The organism is Zhouia amylolytica AD3, assembly GCF_000511935.2.
In the GTDB taxonomy this organism is placed as follows: domain Bacteria; phylum Bacteroidota; class Bacteroidia; order Flavobacteriales; family Flavobacteriaceae; genus Zhouia; species Zhouia amylolytica.
On sequence record NZ_AYXY01000020.1, the window covers coordinates 97,699 to 124,373 of the forward strand.

Below are 26,675 nucleotides of genomic sequence, written 5' to 3' on the forward strand. Positions count from 1 at the left end.
AGGCATATTATTTTTTGAGCCAGTTATTGGTAAAATCACACTCTTTAAAATCCGACCCAACGCTAATATACGTATCTTTTATTTTATCATTCATCCACTCTCTTATGGTTTCAAGCTGCTTATCTTTTAAAGCCAGATCCTGAATCTTTAAATAATCCTGTGAAAAATCCGCAGTATGCGATGGGTAACGTTTGATTACCTTAACTAATTTGTATACGATTCCCGATCTGGTCTCTTCCATCAATGGCTGGGAAATTTCGTCTCCTTGCAAATCTCCAATCTGACTGTATAGCTTTGAATCCATTTTTGTCAATTCAAATCGCGTACTAAAATCTACCGGATTTCTCAAAACACCTCCGTCAAAACGAGTCTCCTTTTCATCAGAAAAATTACGGGCAGCAGTCTGAAAAGTAAATTCACCTGCTAATATTTTAGATCGAATACTATCCAACTCAGTTTTTGCCTGCTCACGGGCCTCGTCTGAAATCTCAGGCTGAATTAGGATATGGCGTGCATCTACCACCTGACCTCTTATCTTCTCAACTTTTAGAATATGCCATCCAAATTCTGATTCAAAAGGCTCAGAAATCTCTCCTTCCGGCGTACTAAATGCTACATCCTTAAATTCTTTTACAAATTGATCTTTTTTAGAGAATGAATAAAAACCTTGATTTTCGGTAACCATTGGATCATCAGAATATAAAGTCGCCTTTATAGCCATACTCGACCCATTTTCTTCAATATCCCTTTTAATCTCTTTTAAACGGTTAATTGCCTTTTCAACCTCTTCTTTACTAGGCTTTGGCTTTTTAACAATTTGAGCCACCTCAACCTCATCTCCAAAAACAGGTCGCTGATCTTCCGGAATACCGTTAAACCAAATACGAACTTCTTCAGGAGTAATTTCCATCTCCTCCAAAATTTTAGCCCTCATTCTTTGAGATAACATCGCCATTTTAGTGATCTCTGTTAACTCTTCTCTGAAGGTTTGCTCGTCCTCCATATTGTAGTAGTTAAGCAATTTCTCCATAGAGCCTATAGCACCTACCAAATATTCTATTTTACCTTGAACTTCTCCACTTATTTCAGCATCAGAAACAACAATACTATCCTGAATAGCCTGATGTGCATATAATTTGTCTTCCATCAGTTTCCCTAAAACCTGACACTTCGTAATTCCATCCGTCGGCATACCCTGGGTTTCCATATCGATAAAGCTTTTATCAATATCAGATTCCAGAATAACGAAATCTCCCACCACTGAAGCTACGCCATCAACCTTAATTCTTTTGCTGATCACCTTGGTTTCAGAAACAGAGTCCTTTAAAGTTACTGCCTTAGTATTGTTTTCGGTCTGTAAGCTATCTTCCTGCGCCAGTGCCACATGGCTCAAAATCATCATTATTCCTAAAAGAGCAATACGTATCCTATTCATAAATTTTAAATTGATTCTTTTTAAATATCCTTCAAAAAGGTCCTTTTTTTATTATTAATATTAGGCAACCTTTATCTCATAAAAACCGCCTAAACGCTTTATCCTGGCATCTTTTTTAAACATTTTCAAGGTGCCAAAATAGTTCACAGCCACCAAATATACCTTAAAGAATCAGTTAACTCAAAATTTTGTGATTATTTTATACGTGTAAGCTGGTAATATTGAAGTTAGAGATACATTTACACTAACCAAATGTTGTATTTGCACAAGGTATTTGAGACTCTTGATAGTCTCAAATTACAGATCAATTAAAATAAAAAAATGCCTACATTTAGTAGGCATTCAACAACTAATTCAAAAGTTCGTCCAGCATCTCAAAAATTTCTTCTCCACCTCCGGTTTTTTTATAAATAATCTTCCCTTCCGGGTCGACCAATATTTTTGTAGGAAATCCTACCACATTGAATTTACTTGTATAAACAAAGTCTTCCTGTTTATCCATTAACTGCGGCCATGTATATTCCTTACTCGATGTATAATCCAATATTTTAGAAATATTATCTCCATTATTGACACCTACGATCTCCAATTTATCCTCATATTTCAAATAATACTCCTTAATTTTAGGCATCTCAGCAACACACGGTCCACACCATGTCCCCCAAAAATCAATCAACAAATATTTACCTTTTAAATCTGAAGAAGAAAACCTGGTGTTCTCAAGCACATTTACAGCCTCTATTTCCGGTAATTCATTGTTAACCTTTATAGCTCTGGCTCCTGCTATACGCTGAGATAACTTTTCGAAAAACGGACTCTCAGGCTGTTCTTCTTTTATTAAATCATAAAGTTCGATAGCCTTCTCCTCCTTTAACTCCCTCCTTGTAATCATATCCATTAAATAGTAGGCACTAACCACTGAAGCTGGATTACCTCTTATAAAATGACGTTTAACATCTGTAATCTGATGCATTAACTCTTCATATTTATCCTGAGATTGTTCATTTGGTTCAGAATTCATACCTGCCCTTAATCTTGCTGCCTCATTACTCAATGGGACTAACACCTTATGCAACATTGCCAAATCTTCATTCTCAGAATTACCAGAAGGATAGGCAGCCACAAAATCTTTAATATGCCCATTCACTTCCGTAACATGACCCGGAATTGCAAAAAAATTGATATAAGAAGACATCGCTGGAATATACCCTCCTCCCTCAACAGAAACCACAACCGATTCCATCTTTGGGTTGATCTTCATATAAGTCATCTCATCGATTTCTTTTTTGTAGTAAAATGAAGCATCCTCCACCTTAATCGTATCCGCCTTCCATATATTATCCTGTTTATAATAATATAGCATATAAGGGGAGTTCAATCCTTCTATCGTACCCTTCAGTACAAACTCATTGGGCTTTACAACCTCTACTTCATTACACGACATCATTACAAGAGGCAACAAGGCATATACCGCCCAAATTATCAAACGGTTACATAAATTTCTTTTCATCTAAATAGCATTTGGAAAGAAAAGGCATAATAAAGATTATGCCTTTTTTCATTATTTTGTCCCGTCCTGAAATAAGTTGACACAAAAACGACTTATTTATGAAAGACAAGACGAACAAAGGGAACAAACGCACACAGCGCGATTATAACCTAGGCTTTAAATTAGCTGTGGTCTCGCAGGTAGAAAAAGGCGAGATGACCTACAAGCAAGCTCAAAAACACTACGGGATTCAAGGTAGAAGCACAGTTTTGGTTTGGTTAAGAAAACATGGTACCTTAGACTGGAGCAAACCAAACCTATTTATGAAATCCAAAGAAACACCTGCACAGAAAATTAAACGTTTAGAGCGTGAGTTAGATGATGAAAAACTAAAGAACAAGATTCTTAATACGATGATTGATATCTCAGACAGTCAATATGGTACCTCAATCAGAAAAAAGTTTTCATCTCAACAATCCAACGCATCAGGCAAGAACAAGAAGTGAGCCTATCACGTTGTTGCCGGTTGTTTGAGATATCTCGTCAAGGGTTCTATCAGTCCATAAAGCGTCAGGAGTCCCGAGCCAAGGAACTTGCCAAAATAAAAGCATTAGTACTTCAATTGCGTATGCAGATGCCAAGAATAGGTACGCGAAAGCTGTATTATCTACTAAGGGACGAGTTTAGGCTACAGGGTATAAAAATAGGTAGAGATGCCCTATTTACTTACTTAAGATCAGAAGCCTTACTTGTTAAGCCAAAGAAGAACTATACAAAAACAACCGATTCCAAACACTGGTTAAGAAAACATGACAACCTTATGAAGGATCAAGTAATCAACAGGCCAGAACAGTACTTTGTAAGCGATATTACTTATGTGAAATCCAGGAAGGCCACACATTATCTATCGTTAGTTACTGACGCCTACAGTAGAAAGATAATGGGGTATCAATTAAGTGACAACATGAATAGTGATAATGTGGTCAAGGCTCTTAAAATGGCCATCAACAATAGAGTAAACGACACTAAGCTCATCCATCATTCGGATAGAGGGCTACAATATTGCTCCGAGGTTTATCAAACGGAATTGAGAAAAAACAATATCAGACCTTCCATGACTACAGGGGATGACTGTTATCAAAATGCATTAGCCGAAAGAATAAACGGTATCTTAAAAAGTGAATTTTTAATTTATCAATGCAATAACAAGAAAGAACTTGAACTCCTGGTTAAAGAGTCTATTGATACTTACAATAATGTAAGACCACATTTAAGTCTTAACATGAAAACACCTAATTTTGTACATATAAAAAAACCAGAGAAGCGAACTACTCTGGTTTGATTTAACTTTTTTAAAAACTGTCAACCTATATTAGGACGACTCAAAGACTTAAATTTTTTGTAGTTATGTATAAAAAAGCTTTGACTTTTATAAGCTCTTCAAAATCCGACTTTCGCTTCCAATAGGCTATTAATGCCTCCTGGGCTATATCTTGAGCAGCAACATTAGATTTTACAATTTGACTGGAAAAAAGACAAAGGGAAGTGAAAAAATTATCGAACAAACTTTTGAAAGCCAAATAATTTCCATTAGAGATTTCAGAAACGATACCATCATTTAATTTCACTTCTATCCTTTTTGCGAAAGGCGCTAATGTACAAATTTATATTTTACATTAACTTAACAATTAAAGCACTAAAAAAGAACTAACTATATAGATTAAAAGATGTATTCCGAACCTACTCATAAATTTTAAATTGTTTCTTCTGATAGGCCTCATTAATAAGATCCTTTTCTAGTTTCCTTATAAACTCAAGCTTTCGCTTATTTAAGATAATCTGTTTTAAAGTGGGCTGTATGTAACTTAATGGAGATATTTCATTCCGTTTAAGAATATCTTTTACCACTACCATATAAACTCCAAGTGAATCGGTTACCTCAAATTTATTTGATGCCTTTAAATAATCATCCTTATTCTCAGTATTTAGTATTGGTATTTTCTGAACTACATCCGACACTTTTACCCATGCGGAGTCATTTAATGAATAAGATTTAAATTGAAGCGATTGATCATGCAACAATTCCTGGTCTTGAGCATCAAAACGGTCAAATTGTTCTTTTAAAGCTTCCAACTCATTATAATCTTTGGTAACACTTATATATCGAAGTTGAACCAACTCCTCATTTAGTTTGAAATTATCTTTATTTTGTTCATAATATTGCTCCAGCTCCTCTTTGGTTATTGAAGTGTCTAATGATTTTGTTACCAGAGCCTCTTTATAAGCATTAATGTACAGATCAGCACGATACTGATTCACTAACTCTTCAAATGCCAGCGTTTTCTCTTCAGAAAGATTAATTCGAGCCTTCTGCAATAGTAGTTTAGTCGTCGCCCAATTGTTTATGTAGTTGGTCACAATATTTAAACTATCCTCACTTGAGAGTCCTTCTCCTGCAATGCCCTCTACATCCTGCTCCAATAAGTATTCGTCATTAACCCTGGCTATAATGGTACCTTCAGCTTCCTTTTGAAAGAATTTACAGGAGCTAAGCAAAGATCCCGACAAGAGCATTGTAACTACCAGCCGCTTTATCATCATGAAAAATTTTATCTTTAATATCGTAACTTTAAATACTTTATTTTACTTAAAACACTTAAAGTTCTCTTAAATAATGAGTTTAAACAACATAAGATAAATGTTAAGATCATTGGGGGTTCACAAATTTAAACATTAAAACTTTCCGTGCAAGTTATCAAAGGAAGTGCCTTAGGATTAATTTTAATTCTGTATCTTATATATACCAAAAAAATCTGGTTACCGTATGAAATATCAGCATATTATCATCATAGATCTTCCCCGGAATGAAGTTGTTGAAAAATTTAACAGCGTTGACAATCTGCGACATTGGCAAAAGGGGTTCATAAGCTTTGAACATCTCGAAGGAACTCCGCGTAAAATGAATGCTAAATCTTATATAAAATATCAATTGGGAAATAGAAAAATAGATATGACCGAAACGGTATTAAAAAATGATTTACCTGATGCTTTTCATGTAACATATGAAACCGAAGGAGTCTTTAACCGCCAGGAAAACTATTTTGAAATAATTGATGATTACCATACGAAATGGATAGCTATTTCTGAATTTAAATTCACAAATCTAATCATGAAAATAATTGGAACCCTAATGCCTAATGTTTTTAAAAAGCAAAGCTATGCTTATATGGTAGATTTTAAGAACTTTGCAGAAAATGACATTTCGGTAGCAAATGAAAAAAATTAAATTGATTTGGGATTTCAGAGGCCCTGCCGCTAAAAAAACAGCTGAGCATCACCTCATCCATTTACAAGAATATTTAGCTCTGGAAAAAATTCCATTTATTGTTACGGATATAGAATCTCTATCTGAATTTCACACCATAGCCTATATCGCGGTTGAGGAAGTATATATGAAAAAAATCCGCGATGAATTAAAACCTCACCGCGGACAATTATATACCTTATAATCTATTTCATGCTTTTATTCCGAAGTCAACGGAACACCATAAAGATCAAAATCAGCAGCCTCTTCTATCTTCACTTCAACATACTCCCCAACGCGAACATAGTGCTTGGTAGCATCTATCATTACTTCGTTATCCACATCAGGAGAATCAAATTCTGTTCTTCCTACAAAATGAGTCCCCTCTTTTCGATCGATAATACACTTAAATGTTTTACCGATTTTCTCTTGATTCAACTCCCAGGAAATTTGTGATTGAAGATCCATTATTTCAGCAGCTCTTTCCTGTTTTACAGCTTCCGGAACATCATCCTCTAAAGAATAAGCATGCGTGTTTTCCTCATGACTATAGGTGAAACAACCTAAACGTTCAAATCTCATGGCCTTTACCCATTCCTTAAGGGTTTGAAAATCAGCTTCGGTTTCTCCGGGATAGCCCACAATAAGGGTAGTCCTGATAGCCATTTCTGGTACCGCCGCTCTAAAATCCTGTAAAAGTTTTGTCGTTTTTTCCTTGGTGGTTCCCCTGCGCATTGATTTTAATATAGGGTCCGCTATGTGCTGCAAAGGAATATCTATATAATTACACACTTTTGGTTCTTGTTTCATGACCTCAAGTACATCCATCGGAAAACCAGTTGGAAAAGCATAATGTAAACGTATCCACTCAATCCCCTCTACCTGTACTAATGATCTTAACAAGTCGGCTAAACGACGTTTTTTATATAAATCTAACCCATAATAGGTTAAATCCTGAGCAATAAGGATCAATTCCTTTACTCCTTTCTCCGCTAATTTCTCTGCCTCCTTTACCAAATTCTCAATAGGGGTACTTTTATGCTTTCCTCTCATTAAAGGAATGGCACAAAAACTACACGGACGATCGCATCCCTCTGCTATTTTTAAATAAGCATAATTTTTAGGGGTAGTCGTCAATCGCTCCCCAACCAATTCATGTCTGTAGTCAGCTCCCAATGCCTTCAATAATATCGGTAAATCTGACGTACCGAAATACTGATCCACATCTGGTATTTCTTTTTCCAAATCTGGCTTATAACGTTCACTCAAACATCCGGATACAAACACTTTATCTACAACCCCCTCTTCCTTCTTCTGAACATATTCCAAAATGGTATTCACACTCTCCTCCTTGGCATTGTTAATAAAACCGCAGGTATTAATTACAACAATGTTTCCTTCCTCCTCATGTACCACTTCTTTCCCACTGGCTTTCAACTGCCCCATGAGCACTTCACTATCGTACACATTTTTTGAGCATCCCAGTGTTACAACATTAATCTTATTCTTTTTTAAAGACTTGGTTCTCATCGCTTTTTATTTGGAGTGCAAAAGTACGGAAGAAAAGTGAAACACCACCTATAGTGGGTAATTAGTCTTTACCCACCTTATACGATTATTCTTTTAGAGGATACGCAAACCATTCGACACCTTCATATCGGTACTCAACAAGGTTACCTCCTTACCATTCACGGCTCCTATAACCAAACACTCACTCATAAAATTCGCAATTTGCTTTTTAGGAAAATTTACAACAGCTACAACCTGCTTTCCCAAAAGACTGTCTTTTGTATATAATTTGGTTATTTGCGCCGAAGTTTTTCGCAGCCCGATTTCATCTCCAAAATCTATGTACAATTGATAGGCAGGGTTACGAGCCTCAGGAAAATCCCTTACTTCGGTAATCGTTCCAACACGCATTTCTATCTTTTCAAAATCGTTCCAGTCTATTTCCATTTCAAATTTTTACGTAAAAATATACTATTTCATGGCGTTAGCCAAACTCGGTAATTAAACTATTCTAAGTCGATTTCATTAAAGTACTGAATATGATTTTTATATTTACCACTTTATAAAACAAGATTCATGAGATTATATATATGCATTTTGCTAATCGTGCTATCCCTTCTTTTTTCATGTAAAAATGACACGCACACATCCAAACTTCCATTAGTCAGTTATAGAGGATCAATTGAAGCACAGGATGAAAAAAATATTCAATTTATTTTTAAGGTAACCGATGAGCAATCCCTTAAAGTTTATAATGCAGATGAAATCATTACTGTCGATGAAATAACCTATGAAAAAGATACCATTATAATTAAAATGCCGGTTTTTGAAAGTGTTATCAAGGCCGTTGTCAATAAAGATAGTAGCCTGACAGGCTTTTATATAAAACCAAATCTTAACAGGATAGTTCCTTTTAATGCCAGTCCAAACGAAGACAGATTTGAAATTAATTCGAAAGCGAACGAAAATATTTCAGGAAATTGGAAGGTTAAATTCAGCCCGAATGATCATGAAGAAACCAATGCAGCCAAAGGTATTTTCGAGCAAAATGGAAATCGTGTAACCGGTACTATAAGAACCACCACAGGCGACTATCGATACCTCGAAGGCGTTATAAACAATAACCAACTTCAACTTTCTACCTTCGATGGCGCACATGCTTATTTGTTTACTGCGACGGTTACCGACAGCACAATGAGCGGTAACTTTTATTCTGGAAATCATTACAAAGAACCTTTTACCGCTAAAAGAAATGAATCATTTGAACTGGCCAATGCCGATACCCTTACCCATTTAAAAGAGGGGTATGACAAACTCGCCTTTTCATTTCCGGATGAAAATGGCAACATGATTTCATTAGGTGATGATCGATTTAAAAATAAAGTGGTGGTTGTACAAATCATGGGTACCTGGTGCCCTAACTGTCTTGATGAAACCCGATATTACAGCGAATATTACAAAGCGAATAAAGACAAAGACCTTGAATTCATTGGCCTGGCTTTTGAATATGTAAAAAGTGATACGCTTGCTTTCAAAGCGATCAATCGCTTAAAGGATCGTGTAAATGTTGAATACCCAATACTTCTTGCCCAGTACGGCACAACTAGCAAAGAAAAAGCCCAGGAAAAACTACCAATGCTCAATCATGTACTCTCTTACCCTACCAGCATCTTTATAGACAAAAAAGGAAAGGTTCGTAAAATACATACTGGATTCAACGGACCAGCAACAGGGGATAAATACAAATCATTTCAGCAAGAATTCACCACGTTTTTAGATCAGCTACTGAATGAAGAATAAAATTGTGTCAAATCAAATTAAGAAGGTAACCTAGCAACGATCCGCCTATTACGGTCCACATGGCGTTGATTTTCTTGAAGCCGAATGTTATCACCAAACTAACAACTGCAATTAAAATACTCCGCCACCCAATTAAGGTATCGGCTCCCATTTTAAAAAGAACAGCGACCATTACAGCAACCGCTGCAATATTTACACTATCTAAAAAATAGCCAAGCAATCTCGATTTTCTCATTTTTGGCACCAGCGGATTTAAAACAAGAACAAACAGAAAAGAAGGTAGAAATATTCCAAGGGTAGCGGCTACAGCTCCCCAGAATCCACTTAACTGATACCCGATAAAAGTAGCAGTCGATAATACCGGACCGGGAGTAAACTGTCCAACAGCCACCGCATCAATCAACTCCTGCCTGGTTAACCATCCCCTTGTTACCAGTTCTGCATCGAGATAAGCAAACAAAACATATCCACTACCGTACAACACCGCTCCGACCTTCGCAAAAACCCAAAATACTTTTAAGCTCGTCAACCCGGAATCACTGGTGCCGGTAAAATTTACCATTAAAAAAGGCAAAAAAGATTTCAGGCTACCTGAGAAGCTGGTTTTTAAATAAAAATACAAGGCTCCTAAAACACCTCCCACGAGCAAGGCCAGTATTTCATTAACACCTAACAAACTTGCCATTAACACCAGAATACCCAAAAACCCAAGCTCCCAATTTTTTAGTGCTTTTTTCCCCAGCTTTAATATGGCTGCTACAATAATAGCTAATACTGCAGGTTTAATACCAAATATAAATGGTGATACGGAAGGGAGCGAACCGTAGGACTCATATAACCAGGCAAAAACTCCGGTTATAACAACAGCAGGAAATATAAAACATATGCCAGCTACAAATAATCCGGGAACTCCAGCACGTTCATGCCCACAATGCATGGTCATTTCAGTTGAATTCGGACCAGGAATCAAATTGGTAGCTCCCATTAAATCCAAAAAATGCTGCCGGTCAATCCATTTCCTTTTATCCACGATTTCATGTTCCATCATGGCGATATGGGCTGCAGGACCACCGAATGCAACGCACCCTAATTTAAAAAATACCCTGGCTACTTCACTTAATCTTGATTGGTGCTTCATAATAATCAGTACGACTACCGCAATCGCTGCTTAATCGTTTAAATGTCCTTTTGCAAATATCATAAATTGCTTCCAATCATAAGCTGTTACATCGTGCTTCCCACTTCGAACATGATATCCAATGGTTTGATGGATGGGCTTATTTACATCCGGAAAATTCCTATCCGACAACCCTCTTTTGTTGTAGAGTTCATAAACAGGACTTGCGTAATAGGCTGATAAATACTCCCCTTCCGGGTCTGCCCACTTATCCTTAATTGCACTGGCTATATATACAGGTCTTGGGGCATTTAAAGCTATTAGCATATGCTGATCAAGAGGCAACATCGCCTCCTTGTCATTATATTTTTTAAAGCTTTTACTAAACCAATGAGGAAACCGATTATTTATAAGTTGAATGGTTTCTCCGTTTTTTCTTCTAAACAAAGCTGCACCACCACATCCTGAATTATTAGCGATAACCATATCAAATCGTTGGTCTAAAGCACTTGCCCACAATACCGTTTTCCCTAATCTGGAATGACCAAAAAGTATATACTTTGAGTCTGCCGTAGCCTCATATCCCTTTAAACAATCTAAAATTCGCGACAAACCCCATGCCCAGGCAGTCAACGAGCCCCATTCATTCAAACCCGGTTCATCCTGTCCTTCTTTATAGAAAAATGGATGAATTCCATCTGTAAAATCATTTCGATCCGGATCTATATCTCCATAATATACCGTGGCAATACCAAAACCTTCCTGAAGTATTTTATCTACGGGCCATCGATAACTCCGCTTCCCTCTTGATTTTTGATTGGCTTTGTGGTTGTATACGTCTAAAGTTTCGTTATTTCGAACCCAGGAATCTGAAACTAAGACATTATCATCGTGAACCACCGTATGATTTCCGTAAAAATTATAACCTAAAAATACAGGCGGGTTAAAAACGTCCTTTGGAAGATATAATAAAATGTGTACTCTTAAATTACGATGCCCCTTTTTAAAATCGAGAGCAAACTGTATACGATGCGCTTTATTATTAAAAGCAGCATCTGATTCTTCTATTACTTCTATAGATGAAGGAATGGGATCACCATCCGGAACCATTCCATAAACCTCATTTTTAAAAAGATGCAGTAACTCAGGTCGCTTTAATCGTTCCCAAACTTCAGGACTGTTTACAGGCTCACCATGCTTTAAGGTCAATAAATCAGGTAAACTCTCTACAGTTGTTTTTTCATTATTGACCCTCACTGTAGGCTGAGCGTATAATACACCTCCAAGAAGAAAACTATTCGTCAAAATGAAAAGCCAAATCAACCTGATCATAATAATTTATTTAAAACGGTAATAGATTCAATTTTAAAATCATTACAGCCCGTATAATCCACTTCTATTAAAGTTAATTAATCAATAGGCTCCGAAAAATAAAACAGAATGACCCGACGAAAATTCACGATGAATTACTTACTTTTAAAAAGTAACTCTTTATAATTATCTGTAGCATAATACAATTCGCGTAAACGATTAAGGAAACTCACAATTTTCTCCTGGTGGATATAATTTGGTTGAAGACCATCTTTAAAACCTAAATCCTCTATGGTTATCAAAATATACCAATTCCCAAATCTGGAAGTATGGTGTTCTTCTAAAACCGAATCCATATCTTTAGAGGCCAAGACGCCATCGAGCGCCATGGGTAAAATATTTACCGTATTGGTACTTCGTTCACATTCATAAAACGACATATAATACATCCTTCCTGCGATGGTAACCGCTATATTTTGATTTACAGGACCATCGTGATCTGGGTATTTCATATATAAAAAATCATAAAACGCATTAGCCTCCTTTGTATCTTTAAAAGCAAATACATGATGGGGACTAATATTTCTTTTAATTTTATTAGCCTTGAGAACTTTATAGCTTTCTATTTTAGGAGCAAAACTATAAGGAATACAGGAGGAGGCCGTCAAAAAAACCAGAAGCAATCCGAAAAATCTCATGAATAACGTTTCCGCGTATGCATCAAAAACAATGCCCTAATCTAAATCATTTTAAAAAGAAAACTACCACCAAAGAAGAAGTAAAAAAATGATGATTCCCAGAATCAAACCATATACTATAAGTTCACGACGTCGATCGAGCCTGGCACGTTGCTGAATATTCTTTTTTATTTGAATAAGTTTTTCCCTGGATACCGTTTTAAACTGCAGCTGGGTTTCACCATCGCCATAAATAACAGCTCTGTTATGATCCTTAAATTTAGCACGGGCAGAAGGGCGAAGCGATCGATTCTGCTTCATTCGATTGATCATATCTTGTATGTGGCCGGCTCCAAAACTCATAATTTTAATAGATTCATAACGCTACTGACAATTAAAAAGTAGCTAAATTAAGTCATAGACAAAAGCAAGTCCTTTCTTCTAATATAGTAATTTTATAAGAAAATACCTCAAAAAAAACACCCATAGTTAACACCTTAATGAAAACCTACGATTCTTTCGGACCAATATAAATTAATAATGTATCGTAATTCAAAGAAGAGTATCGGGATGCCAAATCTTTGCTTTCCACCTCACTTAATGATCCTTTCTTATACGATAACAAATACATTTTTCATAAGCCGGGTATGCTTTCAGATTCGGGTGGTTAAATAGACCTTCTCTCTTCATCCCGATTTTTTTCATAACATTTTCTGATCTTATATTCCTCTCGGTGCACGTAGAAATTAGAGAATCGATATTTAATTCATTAAATGCCAGATCCAGGCATTTTTTAGCGCCCTCAGTAGCATATCCATATCCCCAGGCATCTTTTTTAAGTCTCCACCCAATATCCACCGAAGGAGTATACATTGACTCATAGGTTTGATAAGCTAAACCAATAAACCCTATAAGCTCGCCCGTACCCAAAAGTTCAGTTGCAAAGTAATTGTAACCATGCATGTCATAATGCCTTTTGAGTCGCTGGATAAAATCGAAAGTTTCTGTTACCGTAAGTTGTTTTGGGAAGTGCTCCATGACTTCCGGATCAGCATTAATTTTTGCAAATTCTTCGAGGTCATTGTCATTCCAATTGCGGAAGCCTAATCGTTCTGAGGTAAAAAGATATTTAGAATTCAATTTTTCTGTGGATTTAAATAATAGCAAATCATTGTGATAGCAAATACATATAAATAGCCATTAGCCGTATTTAGCCCGACGAAACTCAAATATACACAATGAAATAAAGTAAAGAAAACCGTTGTAAATTATCTACATCTGTCAGATTAGAAGAACTTTAAAAGTCCAAAAAAAATCCATAAAGAAAATTACACGAAAATATAGTGTTCCCTGTACAAATCCGTAGTCTTAAAGTTAACCTTAATCCATATTAAAGATATACTAAAAATATGCTTCCTCCATAGTAATCTCTAAGTTATCCCTATATTATCCCCATGTTATCCCCATGTTATCCCCATATTTTCCCTATTGTATCCTTATCATAAAGTATTTCATCTGCTAACCATTAACTATTACCCAGAGGACATAACACAAAAAAATCGCACCTTTACAAGTGCGATTTATTTGTGTTTCTTGAGTTCTTAAAACAACCTGTTGGACATGGAAAAATTCTCAACGCATTAAACTAGTCAAGTACCTGATAGGTTTAAAAGAAATATCAGCGCATTTTTAACTTATCAATCATGTCTTGGGATACATTTCCTGAGTACATCCCATAGGCATCTATTAACAAGCCTTTTTCACCTGAAGTCGTTTCTATGACATAAAGTACAGAACTGTCATCCGGATTGGTTTGACCTTCAAATCGATAAAAAGCAACTACTTTTAACTCATCTGAATTATGAATAGTTTTTTTATGCTTGTTCTCTACCCCTGCATCGCATAAGTTAAAATCTTCAACATAACCATCTGCCTTCAGTGAATTTATAGCTTCTGAGAGTGTTTCGTATGACCTTTCCATGACCTTTTATTTTTTACCTTAATTTACAACTTAAGGATGTAGCATCAAAATTTATTCGTTTAAAGTATATGTTGAAATTTCAAGAGATTTTTATATTTTGTAGTTTCATTTAAATACAAACTTCTATGGCTAATACCGAAAGTAATATGTTACCATTGGGCACCAAAGCGCCCCATTTTACACTTTATGATACCGTATCTGAAAATATGTACTCACTCGATGAGTTAAAAGGCGATAAAGGTACCGTAGTAATGTTTATATGCAATCATTGTCCTTTTGTCAAGCATGTGAACAAAGAAATATCGCGTATGGCTAAACAATATACTCCTGTCGGCATTAAGTTCATTGCAATATCTAGTAATGATGTAGAAAACTACCCTGATGATGCTCCGGATAAAATGAAAGAGAATGCCAAAGAACAAGATTTTATTTTCCCGTACCTGTACGATGAAAGTCAAGAAGTTGCCAAAGCCTTTGATGCTGCCTGTACCCCCGACTTTTATGTTTTTAATGATCGTATGGAATTAATATACCGAGGGCAATTAGACAGCTCCAGACCTCAAAACGATTTACCCGTTACGGGTAAAGATTTGAGAACTGCCATTAACAGCTTACTCACTGGAGTCCCTCTTAAAATAGACCAAAAACCCAGCATCGGCTGTAATATCAAATGGAAAAAATAATGTTAATCACTGATTAACAGGCTATTTACAACCATTAGCATAAAATTAACATGAAATTATTTTAAGATTAAAGTGATTTATTTCATTAATCTACTAATTTTGTAGAGTAAATAGAGAATCTAAAAAATAAGATCATGGCTACATTAAGACTTGGAGACAAAGCCCCAAACTTTACAGCACAAACCACAGAAGGTGAAATTAATTTTTACGATTATCTAGGTGACGGATGGGGAGTCCTGTTCTCTCATCCTGCAGATTATACTCCAGTCTGCACCACCGAACTGGGCGCCGTTGCCAAATATAAAGACGAGTTCGCCAAAAGAAATACAAAAGTATTGGCCCTTAGTGTGGATGGAATAGAGTCTCACAAAGGATGGGTTAATGATATCAACGAAACCCAGAATACTACGGTAAATTTTCCGATTATAGCCGATGAAGATCGTAAGGTTTCGAGCCTTTATGATATGATTCACCCAAATGCAGATGAGACGCTTACAGTACGATCTGTCTATGTAATCGGGCCCGATAAAAGCATTAAACTCATAATTACTTATCCTGCTTCAACAGGTAGAAACTTTGAAGAGTTATTACGGGTAATTGATTCCTTGCAACTTACAGCATATCAAAAAGTAGCTACACCTGCAAATTGGAAGCATGGTGAAGAAGTTGTAATTAGTCCTGCCGTTTCAAACGAAGAGGCAGAAAAATTATTCACTAAAGGGTTTAAAGAAATAAGACCTTATTTACGTCTTACACCACAACCGAATCTGGATTAATTTGAGAAAAATATTATAAATAAATGTCAAGCTTGGCTTGTTGTAATTATACCATCCTATCCTTTTCCATCAGCAAGCCCTGGCTGGCATTTATTTATCAAATCCATCCCTTTCGCTTAGCTAAATGCTCAATGTGTGCGAAGTGATGCCTGCAGTGCCAGGAATAGATACTGGTCAACACTGCAAGTGAAATTTCAGTATTATGTTCTGGATGTATAAAAGTTCTGGACAAATCATCCTTAGTCAGCCTTTTTAAGAGATATACCCAACGCTTATGTAGAGCTTCCAGCATTTGGAGGGAAGTATCTATAGGAGCTTTATAATCATCGAGTTCTGCCCAACGGTCTTCATGATAGGCCTTAATGGTTGGTTTATCCTCTGTAAGTGTCCATTTATACCTCACATAACTATTAACATGACTGTCTACTAAATGATGAACAACCTGCCTAACGGTCCAACCGTCTACTCTATAGGGAGTATCTAATTGCTGTTCTGTAAAATCCGACACTAAGTTGTTGAGTTTCGAAGGTAAGGCCTCTATATCCCCTATCCATTCCGCCAATTTTGTTTCTGAAATAGTCGATGGACGATTGTATTTACCAATCGGATATTTCAATAATTCTAGTTGTGCTGCTGTTGTCATACTCAAAGATAAAAAAAACGCCCCTGAAGCAGGAGCGTTTTTGGTAAAATTATATGGTTCTTACAAAAGTTTTAACTTACTTGGCATCAACGAGTTTAACATCAAAAACCAATACAGCGTCTGGAGGAATTACCCCTCCTGCACCTCGACTACCGTAAGCCAGTTCAGATGGAATTACAAAACGTGCTTTATCTCCCACATTCAATAATCCAATACCCTCATCCCAACCAGGAATAACTTGTCCTACACCCAGGGTAAAGTCAATAGGCTGTTTTCTTTTAAATGAAGAATCAAATACTTGTCCGTTAGTTAACGCTCCTTCATAGTGTACAGAAACAGTTTGCCCTTTTTCTGCTTTAGGACCATTTCCTTTTTCTATAATTTTATAGCGTAAACCACTAGCTGTTTTATCGAATCCGGCTGAAACTTTTTCAAGTTCTTCCTCTTTTTGGGCCTTTTCTGCGGCGATACGCTTTTCGCGCTCACCTTCAAAAGTTCTGAATGCCTCAATAGCATTCCAGTTTTCAGCTTCATCTCCTACTCTGATAATTTCCAAAGTCTCGATCAAATCACCTTGAGCGATAGCGTCTACAATATCCTGACCACTTTCAACAAATCCAAATACTGTATGTTTACCATCTAACCAAGGTGTTTCCACATGGGTTATGAAAAACTGACTCCCATTACTACCTGGTCCGCTATTTGCCATTGATAATACCCCTGCTCGGTTGTGGGTAAGTTCCGGGTGAAATTCATCATCAAACTGATAACCGGGTCCTCCAAATCCACTTCCTTGTGGGCACCCCCCTTGAATCATAAAATCTGCTATGACTCTGTGAAATTTTAATCCATCATAATAAGGGTTCCCCTGTGGCTTTGCATCGTTTTCCATATTTCCTTCAGCCAGGGCAACAAAATTACCAACTGTCCCAGGAGTTTTATCGTGAGTAAGTTTTACAAGAATTTCACCTTTTGAGGTGTTAAACTTCGCGTAAATTCCGTCTTGCATGATATATCTTTTTAATTGTGCAGCAAAGATAATACTTAACTACCTTTTTTCCTTAAAATAAGGCTTTTTTGAATCTAAAATTAGCATCTTTACAGCTTTAAAAATTCAATCATGCCTGAGAAAACTAAAGCCATTTTCAACTGGAGTAGCGGAAAAGATTCCGCTATGGCACTTTACAAAGTTCTTCAACAAAATGAACATGAAGTTTCTTGCTTACTCACCAGTATTAATTCTGCTTTTAACAGAGTTTCCATGCATGGGGTACACCAAGATCTAGTTGAATTACAAGCTAAAAGTATTGGAATACCATTAAAAAAAATTTTACTCCCAGAAATGCCTTCAATGTCTGTGTATGAAAAAATCATGACGGAAACCATGACTGAACTGAAGGAGGAGGGTAATGAAACCTCTATTTTTGGTGACATCTTTCTGGAGGATTTAAGAGCTTACAGAGAAGTAAAATTAGAATCTAACGGGTTCAATGCTATTTTTCCCTTGTGGAATGTTCCTACGAATACACTTATACAGGATTTTTTAACAATGGGCTTTAAAGCCATTGTTGTTTGTGTAAATGAAAAATATTTAGATAAAAGTTTTGCAGGAAGAATTATTGATGAAAGCTTTATTGCAGACCTTCCAGATAATGTAGATCCTTGTGGGGAAAATGGTGAATTTCATACCTTCGTTTTCGATGGTCCCATTTTCAAAACCCCTATCCCTTTTAAAAAAGGAGAAGTCGTCTACAAAAAATACGAACAGGCTAAAGATAAAAATGATAATTGCTATCAAGAAGCGCAAGACACAAAACCATTCCAATATGGATTTTGGTTTTGTGATCTTTTATTAAATGAATAAGTCTTACGCACAGAAAGCTCGTAATTATTCAACCAAACTCATTCATTAATTATTATTTTATTTTGATTTAAGACCTTCTGCTGGTGCGAGCATCCTTGCTCGTACCTTTAGCTTTTTTATAGTACGAACCAAGAGGCTTGTTCCGCTAAGTCAAGAATACGGAGTGGGGTAACAAACATCATAAGATTCTGAAATAATTTCTCTGCTGGTGCGAGCATCCTTGCTCGTACCTTTAGCTTTTTTATAGCACGAACCAGGAGGCTTGTTCCGCTAAGTCAAGAACACGGAGCGGGGGAACAAACATCATAAGATCCCTCTGCTGGTGCGAGCATCCTTGCTCGTACCTTTAGCTTTTTTATAACACGAACCAGGAGGCTTGTTCCGCTAAGTCAAGAATACGGAGTGGGGTAACAAACATCATAAGATTCTGAAATAAATTCAGAATGACTGGTCATTTAACTTATTAAACATCCCTATTAAATTAGTTTATCCTTTTATCTTCTTTGGAAGGATTGTTCCGTATTTATCTATTAGATATACTAAAGCAGTCATGGTTGCTGCGCCGAGTTCTAACTCCCTTTTGTTTACATGCTCAAAAGTATCGTTAGCAGCATGGTGATGATCAAAGTAACGCTGAGAATCAGGACGCAATCCCGCCAAAACAATACCATCACCTTTAAGTGGCCCTATGTCAGCTCCACTTCCCCCTTTCTTAAAATAGTGAATTAAATATGGTTCAAATAAGGGTTTCCAAGCGGTTATTTTTTCAAAATTTTCATCCGAACAATCAAAGCTGAATCCTCGAGGTGTAAACCCGCCTGAGTCACTTTCCAGGGCAAAAACATGATTCTCTCCTTTTGCCTTAGCTACTTCGGCATATTTATTACCTCCTCTTAATCCATTTTCCTCGTTCATAAACATTACTACGCGAATAGTTCTCTTCGGTGTATAACCAGTCTTCTTTAATAAATGTAATACTTCCATACTCTGAACACAACCAGCCCCATCATCATGAGAACCATCTCCCAGGTCCCACGAATCTAAATGACCACCTATAGTAATAATTTCATTAGGAAATTCACTCCCTTTAATTTCACCTATCACATTGTATGAAAGTACATCTGGATAAACTTTACAAGTCTGTCGAAAGTGAAACTTAATTTTAGGGTTAAGTTCGAGCATTGTGCTGAGAATATCCGCATGTTTGGTGCTAATGGCTGCAGCTGGTATTCTTTTATTTATCGGTAATTCACCATAACTCATCGATCCGGTATGTGGCAAATCATCTATGCGAAGATTCATAGACCTGACAATCACTCCGACTGCTCCGTATTTTGCTGCCTCAGCAGCCCCTGAGTAACGTTGATCTACACATCCACCATATGCTTCAAAAGTATTAATAACATCTGCTTGCATCGGACGGTTATAAAAAACGATTCTGCCCTCTATTTTTTCTTTTCCCAAGGCAGCCAACTCATCCAATCCCTGCACTTCAATCAATTCGGTTTTCAACCCTCCGGCAGGCGTAGCTACCGACCCTCCTAAAGCACATATATTAACAGGGGTGGTGAGTCCTGGTTCAGATTCGATAAAAGCATACTCAGCTATACCTCTTGTCCATTTTGGGACCATTACTGGTTGAAGATAAACCCTGTCCAATGCCAGCTTTTCCATTTCTGCTTTGGTATATGCTACCGCTCTTTCTGCATTTAATGAACCTGACAACCTGCCACCTATTTGATTCGATAAATGATCTAACCATTCATAAGCTTTAGATTCGGTTAAAGCGGTTTTATATATTTGTTCCAATTGCTCTTCATCAGTCATCTGGGAAAAACATAATATTGGTAGGATCCAGAATGTTACAAGTAATTTTTTCATCAATGATATTTAAATTTCCGATTCTAATTGTTTTTTATAATCATCCAAACTGGCCTGAACTTCAGGGGCTAATTCAGGTTCTTCAATATCGCTGTACTCTTTGAGCTCATCATATAAAATATCAGCAACAATAAGTCTTGCTTCATCTTTATTATCTGCTGGAATAATGTACCATGGAGCATGGGAGGTGGAGGTACGATTGATAGCATCTTCATAAAACTGCTGATAGGTATCCCAAAGTTTTCGTTCTTTTAAATCACCCGGTGAGAACTTCCAGTTTTTTTCTTTATTGTCTATTCTTCTAATTAATCGATTCCTTTGTTCTTTTTTAGAAAGGTGTAAAAAAAGTTTAAAAATGATGGTGCCATTTTCTACCAGGTGCTTTTCAAAGTTCTTTATTTGCTCAAATCGCTGATGCCAAAAAGCATCATTAACATCTTCTAAAGTCTCCACTCCCGGAATATTTTCATTCAATATATACTCTGGATGTACCCTGGTTACCAATACATTCTCATAATGCGTTCTATTAAATACCGAGAACTTACCACGGGCAGGTAATGCTATATAATGACGCCACAGAAAATCATGTTTTAATTCCAATGGGGTGGGCACTTTAAAACTATGTACTACAATACCACGTGTATTAAAATCCTTAAACACCTCTCTAATCATACTATCTTTACCCGCCGTATCCATGCCCTGGATACAAACAAGAACGGCATACTTGCCATGGGCATATAGAACATCCTGAAATTTTCCTAGTTTCTCACGAACCTCTTCCAATTCCTTTTTTAATTCATCTTCTGAGGCCTTTAAATCTTTGAATGTTGAGATTTCAGCAAGTTTTACAGGGGTATCAGCTCTGAAGTCAGAGGATTTTATTTTCTTCATTATTTAATGTTTGACGATCTAAGTTACTAAAACACTTTAATAAAACAATTGAAAATTGTAATATTGTAATACCCAAAATTCTTACTTAAACCTTAACATTATGAAAAAAGCTATACTTCTTACATTATCATGCTTTATGCTATCTTCGTTCGTGTTAGCTGATTGTACAGATGCTCATTCTTATGCGAGTTATGCTCTTATGCATACAAAAAGAGCATTAAAAGCTGATAACTTTGATCACCAACGCTACTATGCTGATCGTGCAATTGAAGCTTTTGAAAAAACGCAGTCCAAAATGCAAGGTTGTGATTGTGAAAAAGCCAAAAAAGCAATTGAGGAGGCTTTAATTGACCTGAGAAAAGCCGCAGACCCTGTAGACTGGAAAACCGGTAATTTCTACACTCAAAAAGCACTTGAAGACGCGGACGCAATGATGAATGCATTAGAACTTTGCACCTCATCATCATATACTCCTCCGGCCAATACTGACACCTACTCAAATGATGTTGCAATTGCCGAGACCAATAGTAGTGCTAAAGAAGATAATTTATTGGCTGCTCAAAAAGCTTTAGAAGCAAAACAACAGCAATTACTGAAAGAGCAACAAAAATTACAAGAACAAATTGCAAAACAAGAGGCACAAAAAGCCAAACTGATAAAGCAAAGAGAAGCTGAATTAATTGAGCAAAGGCGATTAAAAACTGAGGCAGATCAAGCCATTACTAATTACAAATCCGCAATGCAAAAACTACTCAATACAATGGAGTGTCCAAAAGCACAACAGGTACTCGATGCTTTCATTTACAATAAAAGTGAATCCTCTCTACAAAACGAGACCCTGGAAGACACCAGGAGATACTATCAAAATCTATTAATTAAAGTACAACAAGAGGCATTATCAGCCATGCAAAGTTGTAATTAACAATACAATATCATCATTAAAAAAGCCCCATTTGGGGCTTTTTTTATTTACTTGCAAAGAGCTTTACATCAGCTTCGGAAACTTCTTTATTTCCAAGAATAATAAGTCGTTCAACCACATTTCTCAACTCCCTTATATTTCCTGTCCAGTCGTATTCCTGAAGTAATTTTATCGCATTATCCGTGAACTCTTTTTCTATCGTTCCCTGCTCTGAGGCAACTTTTGCCGCAAAATGCTTTATCAATAAAGGTATATCTTCTCTTCGATCATTCAGGGCAGGCACTTTTATAAGAATTACGGCAAGTCTGTGATATAAATCCTCTCGGAATTTGCCTTTTTCAATTTCCTTTTGAAGATCCTTGTTTGTCGCAGCTATAACACGAACATCTACCTTAATATCTTTATCGCTACCTACTCTTGATATTTTATTTTCTTGTAGCGCTCTTAACACTTTTGCCTGTGCTGATAAACTCATATCACCAATTTCATCCAGGAAAATAGTTCCTCCGTTGGCAGCTTCAAACTTACCCGCTCTATCTTTAACTGCTGATGTAAAAGCCCCTTTGACATGTCCAAAAAGTTCACTTTCGATCAGCTCTGATGGTATTGCTGCACAGTTAACTTCTATCATTGGTTTTTTGGAGCGATCACTTTTTTGATGCAACCAATGAGCTACAAGCTCTTTCCCTGTCCCGTTCGGACCGGTAATCAAAACTCTTGCGTCAGTCGTAGCTACTTTTTCGATCATCTCCTTTACCAGATTAATCGATTCGCTCTCTCCAATCATTTCAAAGTGCTTACTTACTTTTTTCTTCAAGCGCTTGTTCTCTTGTACCAGCTCCTTTTTATCAAGTGCGTTACGAACAGTATTCAGTAACCTGTTAAGATCTGGCGGCTTAGAAATGTAATCATAAGCTCCCATTTTCATGGTATTCACAGCAGTTTCCAGGTCACCATGACCCGAAATCATAACAAAAGGAATCTCTGGCTTTATCTTTTTTACCGCTTCAAGCACTTCAACACCATCCATCTTTGGCATTTTTATATCACACAATACCAAATCATAATCATCTTTTTTAAGCTTTTCGATTCCAGAAAGACCATCTTCAGCCTCCTCTACTATATAATCTCCATTTTCCTCATTCAGGATTTTCACCAATACCCTACGGATTGCAGCTTCATCTTCTATTATTAATATTTTTGACATATATTCTTATTTTTCTTGAAATAAATGAACGTCTCTTTGAGGAAATGGTATGGTAACTTTATTCTCTCTAAAGAGCTTATCTATTTTATATCTGATATCACTTTTAATTCTAGGCTCATTAAAGGTGTCGTCTGTATAGAAATACAGGCCAAACATCAAAGCAGAATCACCAAAATCTTCAAAAAACACTATAGGACCAGGCTTTTCCAATACTCCTTCCACTCCACTAACACTCTCCTTTAACAATTTAGTCACTAATTCAACATCACTTCCATAGGCCACCCCAACTTTAACGAACTCCCTGTTTAAACGAGAGTTCTGAGTGAAGTTGAAAATATTTTCAGTTAAGAACTTATGATTAGGAATTATCATTACCTTTTCATTCTTGGTAACACCTCTGGTGCTTCTCAATCTGATCTCATAAATCTTTACAACCTTATCGTTTATTTGAATTATATCACCTTGATGCAAAGATTGATCCAAAATTATGAGTATCCCAGAAATGATATCCTGAAAGAGATATTGTAAAGCAAAGCCCAAACCAACAAACAAGGCTGCTGAAGCAGTTAACAATACAGTAAGGTCTACGCCAGATGAACTTAATACCACCATGATTACAATTACGTAGACGATGTAATGTACGAAAGTAAAAATACTGGTAAACTTACGTTTATCTACTTTTGACAACCTGGAAGTAACCAAACTCCTAATTAATCTTAAGGCATAATAAGCAATTATACACCCGATAATCATCATCAAAACTGTTCCTACCGTTACGGTGTACTTTTCTCCCCCGAGAAGCGTAATTCCCAAAAGATCTTTAATTTCCTTAACTACGTCTTTTACAATTTCCATTTATGAATATTTTATCCATTTAAAAATCTCTTTATAGCTCGCTTTTTTTCCATACATCAAAATTCCAACTCTGTAAATTTTAGCTGCAAACCATACCGTTAAGCTAAATGTAAGATACAATGTTAATATCGATAAAATAATTTGCCAAATCGGAACACCAAATGGTATTCGCATTAGCATGACAATTGGAGATGTAAAAGGAATGAACGAAAATATTGTCGAAACAGTACCATGTGGATCTTCCATGACTGTAAAAAAGCCAACATAGATTCCAAGCATCAGAGGCATAATGATTGGCAGCATAAACTGCTGTGTATCTGTCTCATTATCCACGGCTGCACCTATAGCGGCATATAAAGAACTGTAAAGCAAGTAGCCTCCTATGAAATAAACCACAAAACTCGCAATGAGAGTTCCTAAAGGTAAATGGAACAACTCTGAGATTAATGATTGAGCGATTACATCAATATTTTCTTGTTGTGCAGCGTTTTCTAGCAGCATCTGTGGTTGTTGCATTCTAGCCTCCACAAGGTCAACATTAAAAATAACAGAAACCAAACCTAACAAAACGCCTCCAACTATAAGCCACATTAAAAATTGGGTTATTCCGGCCAAGGATGTTCCTATAATCTTTCCCATCATGAGTTGTATAGGCTTAACCGACGAAATGATAATTTCAATAATACGATTCGTTTTTTCTTCAATTACACTCCTCATAATCATATTTCCATAAATGATAATAAACATCATTAACAGATATCCGGCCACCCCACCAAAAACAAGTTTCAACACATTACCAAGCTTTGAAGTTTTCTCTCCTGAAAAGTTTTCAAGAACTATATCTACGTCTACTCTGGAGTCTTCAATTTTAGTGGCATCTACATTATTATACTGAAGATTAAGATTAAATATTTTCTTTTCAATTTTATCTGTTAAACCTTCTATCATATTAAAACTTGGTGATTCCTCAGAGAAAAACTCGATAGAATTTGACAAATCTTTCAGGGAAACAGATGGTATATATAATAAACCGGATGTATTTCCTCCTTTAACAAGGTTTTGAGCATCCGCCAGTGTTGTATTTTCAAGCACATGATAACTTAAGTTTCCATCCGACAAAAACAATTCTTCAAAGTATCCCGATTCATCTAATACGGCAATTGTCTTCGTACTATCACTATTTATCTGTGACAGATATGCTACCAAAGCTGCTAATCCCACAAAAATTAATGGACTCAAAAAAGTCATTACAATAAATGACTTGTTTCGAACCTTATTAATATATTCCCTCTTTATAACCAGCAATAAGTGATTCATTTTAATTATTGTTTTTAACAGCTTGAATAAAAATATCGTTTGCACTTGGAATTTCTTCCACAAAATGGGTAATTACTCCTTTTCCATTAAGATAGTTTATCAACGAGGTTGGAGAAGCACCTTGCTCTAACTGAATTTTCATCTTCAATTCGTCCCCTACCGTTTTAAAAAAAGCTTCTGAAGTCACAAATCTATCTGACAACTCATTTCGCAACATCATCTTGTTTGGTGTTTCAATCCCCACCTCAAATGTATTGGTTCGAAAAGCTCTTTTAATGTCGATAAGCTTACCATCTAAGATTTTATTGGATTTATTTATTAATGCGATATGATCACATAGTTCCTCTACTGACTCCATTCTGTGAGTTGAAAAAATTACAGTTGCACCTTTTTCTTTGAGTAATAATATTTCATCTTTAATCAGGTTTGCATTTATGGGGTCAAAGCCACTAAAGGGTTCATCAAAGATTAAAAGTTTTGGTTCATGTAATACAGTAACTACAAATTGTATCTTCTGGGCCATTCCCTTGGAAAGTTCTTGCACCTTTTTATTCCACCAATCTCCAATTTCCAGTCGTTCAAACCAATATTTCAAACGTTTCTTAGCCTCCACTTTACTCAACCCTTTTAACTGGGCCAAATAAAGAGCCTGTTCTCCCACCTTCATACTTTTATAAAGTCCGCGTTCTTCAGGCAAGTAACCTATCTGAGAGATATGCTTTGGCTGTAAGGTTTCTCCATTTAAAATAACATTACCCTGATCGGGATAGGTAATTTGATTGATAATTCTTATAAAGGTTGTTTTCCCCGCACCATTAGGTCCCAGCAAACCAAAAATACTTCCTTCTGGAATTTCTAAAGACACATTATTCAGGGCTGTAAAACCACCAAACTTTTTGGTCACATTTTCTGCTACCAATAAATTGCTCATACCTAATCTGATTTTTTCAAAGATATAGAAATAGTAAAAACCTTATAACTTCCAATCTTATTAATATCACTCTCGTTGTTAA

The 26,675-nt window shown here is 36.3% G+C and carries 28 protein-coding genes; 8 read left to right on the forward strand and 20 right to left on the reverse strand.

From position 1 onward, the window contains the following. Window positions 1-7 precede the first annotated feature (7 nt). Together P278_RS09395 and P278_RS09400 are read right to left on the reverse strand one after the other, a co-directional pair. Window positions 8-1,435, reverse strand: a complete 1,428-nt coding sequence (locus P278_RS09395; RefSeq protein ID WP_038265768.1) for a peptidylprolyl isomerase — start codon at window positions 1,433-1,435, stop codon at window positions 8-10. Between the two features lie 349 nt (window positions 1,436-1,784). Beyond that, window positions 1,785-2,945 carry a TlpA disulfide reductase family protein gene (locus P278_RS09400; RefSeq protein WP_051413502.1) on the reverse strand — a complete coding sequence of 387 codons (1,161 nt, stop codon included), beginning with the start codon at window positions 2,943-2,945 and terminating at the stop codon, window positions 1,785-1,787. 98 nt (window positions 2,946-3,043) lie between these two features. Here P278_RS09400 and P278_RS09410 point away from each other — a divergent pair. Then, window positions 3,044-4,266 (forward strand): IS3 family transposase gene (locus P278_RS09410; protein ID WP_152973924.1). Its coding sequence is split into 2 segments (ribosomal slippage): window positions 3,044-3,386 and window positions 3,386-4,266, totalling 1,224 coding nucleotides; the frame shifts between segments, so codons are not numbered across the junction. Between the two features lie 40 nt (window positions 4,267-4,306). Here P278_RS09410 and P278_RS09415 read toward each other — a convergent pair. Further along, window positions 4,307-4,552 carry an RNA polymerase sigma factor gene (locus P278_RS09415; RefSeq protein ID WP_051413503.1) on the reverse strand — a complete coding sequence of 82 codons (246 nt, stop codon included), beginning with the start codon at window positions 4,550-4,552 and terminating at the stop codon, window positions 4,307-4,309. 112 nt (window positions 4,553-4,664) lie between these two features. Next, entirely contained in the window at window positions 4,665-5,525 is an 861-nt protein-coding gene (locus P278_RS09420; protein WP_235444273.1) for a peptidyl-prolyl cis-trans isomerase, read from the reverse strand. 223 nt (window positions 5,526-5,748) lie between these two features. Here P278_RS09420 and P278_RS09425 point away from each other — a divergent pair, with 223 nt between their 5' ends. Together P278_RS09425 and P278_RS09430 are read left to right on the forward strand one after the other, a co-directional pair. After that, window positions 5,749-6,210 (forward strand): SRPBCC family protein, encoded by a 462-nt coding sequence (locus P278_RS09425; protein ID WP_038265774.1) that lies wholly within the window; start codon window positions 5,749-5,751, stop codon window positions 6,208-6,210. Continuing rightward, window positions 6,197-6,433, forward strand: a complete 237-nt coding sequence (locus tag P278_RS09430; RefSeq protein WP_038265777.1) for a hypothetical protein — start codon at window positions 6,197-6,199, stop codon at window positions 6,431-6,433. Before P278_RS09425 ends, P278_RS09430 begins: the two co-directional genes overlap by 14 nt. Before the next feature lie 14 nt (window positions 6,434-6,447). Here P278_RS09430 and rimO read toward each other — a convergent pair whose 3' ends face one another. Further along, window positions 6,448-7,758, reverse strand: a complete 1,311-nt coding sequence (rimO, locus tag P278_RS09435; protein WP_038265778.1) for a 30S ribosomal protein S12 methylthiotransferase RimO — start codon at window positions 7,756-7,758, stop codon at window positions 6,448-6,450. Between the two features lie 93 nt (window positions 7,759-7,851). After that, complete coding sequence (locus P278_RS09440; protein WP_038265781.1) at window positions 7,852-8,184, reverse strand: tRNA-binding protein; 333 nt, start codon at window positions 8,182-8,184, stop codon at window positions 7,852-7,854. 129 nt (window positions 8,185-8,313) lie between these two features. Here P278_RS09440 and P278_RS09445 point away from each other — a divergent pair, with 129 nt between their 5' ends. Further along, window positions 8,314-9,537 (forward strand): peroxiredoxin family protein, encoded by a 1,224-nt coding sequence (locus P278_RS09445; RefSeq protein ID WP_038265783.1) that lies wholly within the window; start codon window positions 8,314-8,316, stop codon window positions 9,535-9,537. Window positions 9,538-9,544: 7 nt separating this feature from the next. On the opposite strand, the gene chrA is transcribed toward P278_RS09445, so the two are convergent. From chrA to P278_RS09475, 6 genes are all read right to left on the reverse strand, one after another. Then, window positions 9,545-10,675, reverse strand: a complete 1,131-nt coding sequence (gene chrA / locus P278_RS09450; protein WP_038265785.1) for a chromate efflux transporter — start codon at window positions 10,673-10,675, stop codon at window positions 9,545-9,547. A 30-nt stretch (window positions 10,676-10,705) separates the two neighbouring features. After that, window positions 10,706-11,986 carry a glucuronyl esterase domain-containing protein gene (locus tag P278_RS09455; protein ID WP_038265787.1) on the reverse strand — a complete coding sequence of 427 codons (1,281 nt, stop codon included), beginning with the start codon at window positions 11,984-11,986 and terminating at the stop codon, window positions 10,706-10,708. Window positions 11,987-12,120: 134 nt separating this feature from the next. Then, window positions 12,121-12,663 (reverse strand): hypothetical protein, encoded by a 543-nt coding sequence (locus P278_RS09460; protein ID WP_038265790.1) that lies wholly within the window; start codon window positions 12,661-12,663, stop codon window positions 12,121-12,123. Window positions 12,664-12,726: 63 nt separating this feature from the next. Beyond that, window positions 12,727-13,005, reverse strand: coding sequence for a hypothetical protein (locus P278_RS09465; RefSeq protein ID WP_038265793.1), 279 nt, complete (start codon window positions 13,003-13,005; stop codon window positions 12,727-12,729). Window positions 13,006-13,239: 234 nt separating this feature from the next. Then, the gene (locus P278_RS09470) at window positions 13,240-13,782 is read right to left on the reverse strand and encodes a GNAT family N-acetyltransferase (protein ID WP_038265980.1); all 543 of its coding nucleotides are present in this window, start codon (window positions 13,780-13,782) and stop codon (window positions 13,240-13,242) included. Window positions 13,783-14,320: 538 nt separating this feature from the next. Next, complete coding sequence (locus tag P278_RS09475) at window positions 14,321-14,623, reverse strand: hypothetical protein (protein WP_038265795.1); 303 nt, start codon at window positions 14,621-14,623, stop codon at window positions 14,321-14,323. Window positions 14,624-14,748: 125 nt separating this feature from the next. On the opposite strand from P278_RS09475, the gene P278_RS09480 reads away from it, so the two are divergent. Together P278_RS09480 and P278_RS09485 are read left to right on the forward strand one after the other, a co-directional pair. Next, window positions 14,749-15,306 (forward strand): thioredoxin family protein, encoded by a 558-nt coding sequence (locus P278_RS09480; RefSeq protein ID WP_038265798.1) that lies wholly within the window; start codon window positions 14,749-14,751, stop codon window positions 15,304-15,306. A gap of 134 nt (window positions 15,307-15,440) precedes the next feature. Then, complete coding sequence (locus P278_RS09485; RefSeq protein WP_038265801.1) at window positions 15,441-16,082, forward strand: peroxiredoxin; 642 nt, start codon at window positions 15,441-15,443, stop codon at window positions 16,080-16,082. Between the two features lie 97 nt (window positions 16,083-16,179). Here the strand turns inward: P278_RS09485 and P278_RS09490 are convergent, their stop codons facing one another. Then, window positions 16,180-16,725, reverse strand: a complete 546-nt coding sequence (locus tag P278_RS09490) for a YfiT family bacillithiol transferase (protein WP_038265802.1) — start codon at window positions 16,723-16,725, stop codon at window positions 16,180-16,182. A gap of 76 nt (window positions 16,726-16,801) precedes the next feature. Then, on the reverse strand, window positions 16,802-17,734 hold the full coding sequence (locus P278_RS09495) for a peptidylprolyl isomerase (protein ID WP_038265805.1): 933 nt from the start codon (window positions 17,732-17,734) through the stop codon (window positions 16,802-16,804). A gap of 111 nt (window positions 17,735-17,845) precedes the next feature. On the opposite strand from P278_RS09495, the gene P278_RS09500 reads away from it, so the two are divergent. Next, window positions 17,846-18,589, forward strand: coding sequence for a Dph6-related ATP pyrophosphatase (locus tag P278_RS09500; RefSeq protein ID WP_038265807.1), 744 nt, complete (start codon window positions 17,846-17,848; stop codon window positions 18,587-18,589). A 486-nt stretch (window positions 18,590-19,075) separates the two neighbouring features. On the opposite strand, the gene P278_RS09505 is transcribed toward P278_RS09500, so the two are convergent. Together P278_RS09505 and P278_RS09510 are read right to left on the reverse strand one after the other, a co-directional pair. Then, window positions 19,076-20,470, reverse strand: coding sequence for a M20/M25/M40 family metallo-hydrolase (locus tag P278_RS09505; protein WP_038265810.1), 1,395 nt, complete (start codon window positions 20,468-20,470; stop codon window positions 19,076-19,078). A gap of 9 nt (window positions 20,471-20,479) precedes the next feature. Then, a complete protein-coding gene (locus tag P278_RS09510) occupies window positions 20,480-21,361 on the reverse strand; it encodes a PPK2 family polyphosphate kinase (RefSeq protein WP_038265812.1) in 882 nt (293 codons plus the stop codon). Window positions 21,362-21,461: 100 nt separating this feature from the next. On the opposite strand from P278_RS09510, the gene P278_RS09515 reads away from it, so the two are divergent. Next, window positions 21,462-22,283 carry a hypothetical protein gene (locus tag P278_RS09515; RefSeq protein ID WP_038265815.1) on the forward strand — a complete coding sequence of 274 codons (822 nt, stop codon included), beginning with the start codon at window positions 21,462-21,464 and terminating at the stop codon, window positions 22,281-22,283. A 43-nt stretch (window positions 22,284-22,326) separates the two neighbouring features. Here P278_RS09515 and P278_RS09520 read toward each other — a convergent pair whose 3' ends face one another. From P278_RS09520 to P278_RS09535, 4 genes are read right to left on the reverse strand one after another with little or no spacing between them, the layout of a single operon-like run. Beyond that, window positions 22,327-23,490 (reverse strand): sigma-54-dependent transcriptional regulator, encoded by a 1,164-nt coding sequence (locus tag P278_RS09520; RefSeq protein WP_038265818.1) that lies wholly within the window; start codon window positions 23,488-23,490, stop codon window positions 22,327-22,329. A 6-nt stretch (window positions 23,491-23,496) separates the two neighbouring features. Continuing rightward, window positions 23,497-24,345: a mechanosensitive ion channel family protein gene (locus P278_RS09525; protein WP_038265821.1), complete on the reverse strand. Its 849-nt coding sequence runs from the start codon at window positions 24,343-24,345 to the stop codon at window positions 23,497-23,499. Beyond that, entirely contained in the window at window positions 24,346-25,662 is a 1,317-nt protein-coding gene (locus P278_RS09530; protein WP_038265824.1) for an ABC transporter permease, read from the reverse strand. Window position 25,663: 1 nt separating this feature from the next. Further along, on the reverse strand, window positions 25,664-26,593 hold the full coding sequence (locus tag P278_RS09535; RefSeq protein WP_038265827.1) for an ABC transporter ATP-binding protein: 930 nt from the start codon (window positions 26,591-26,593) through the stop codon (window positions 25,664-25,666). Window positions 26,594-26,675: the final 82 nt, after the last annotated feature.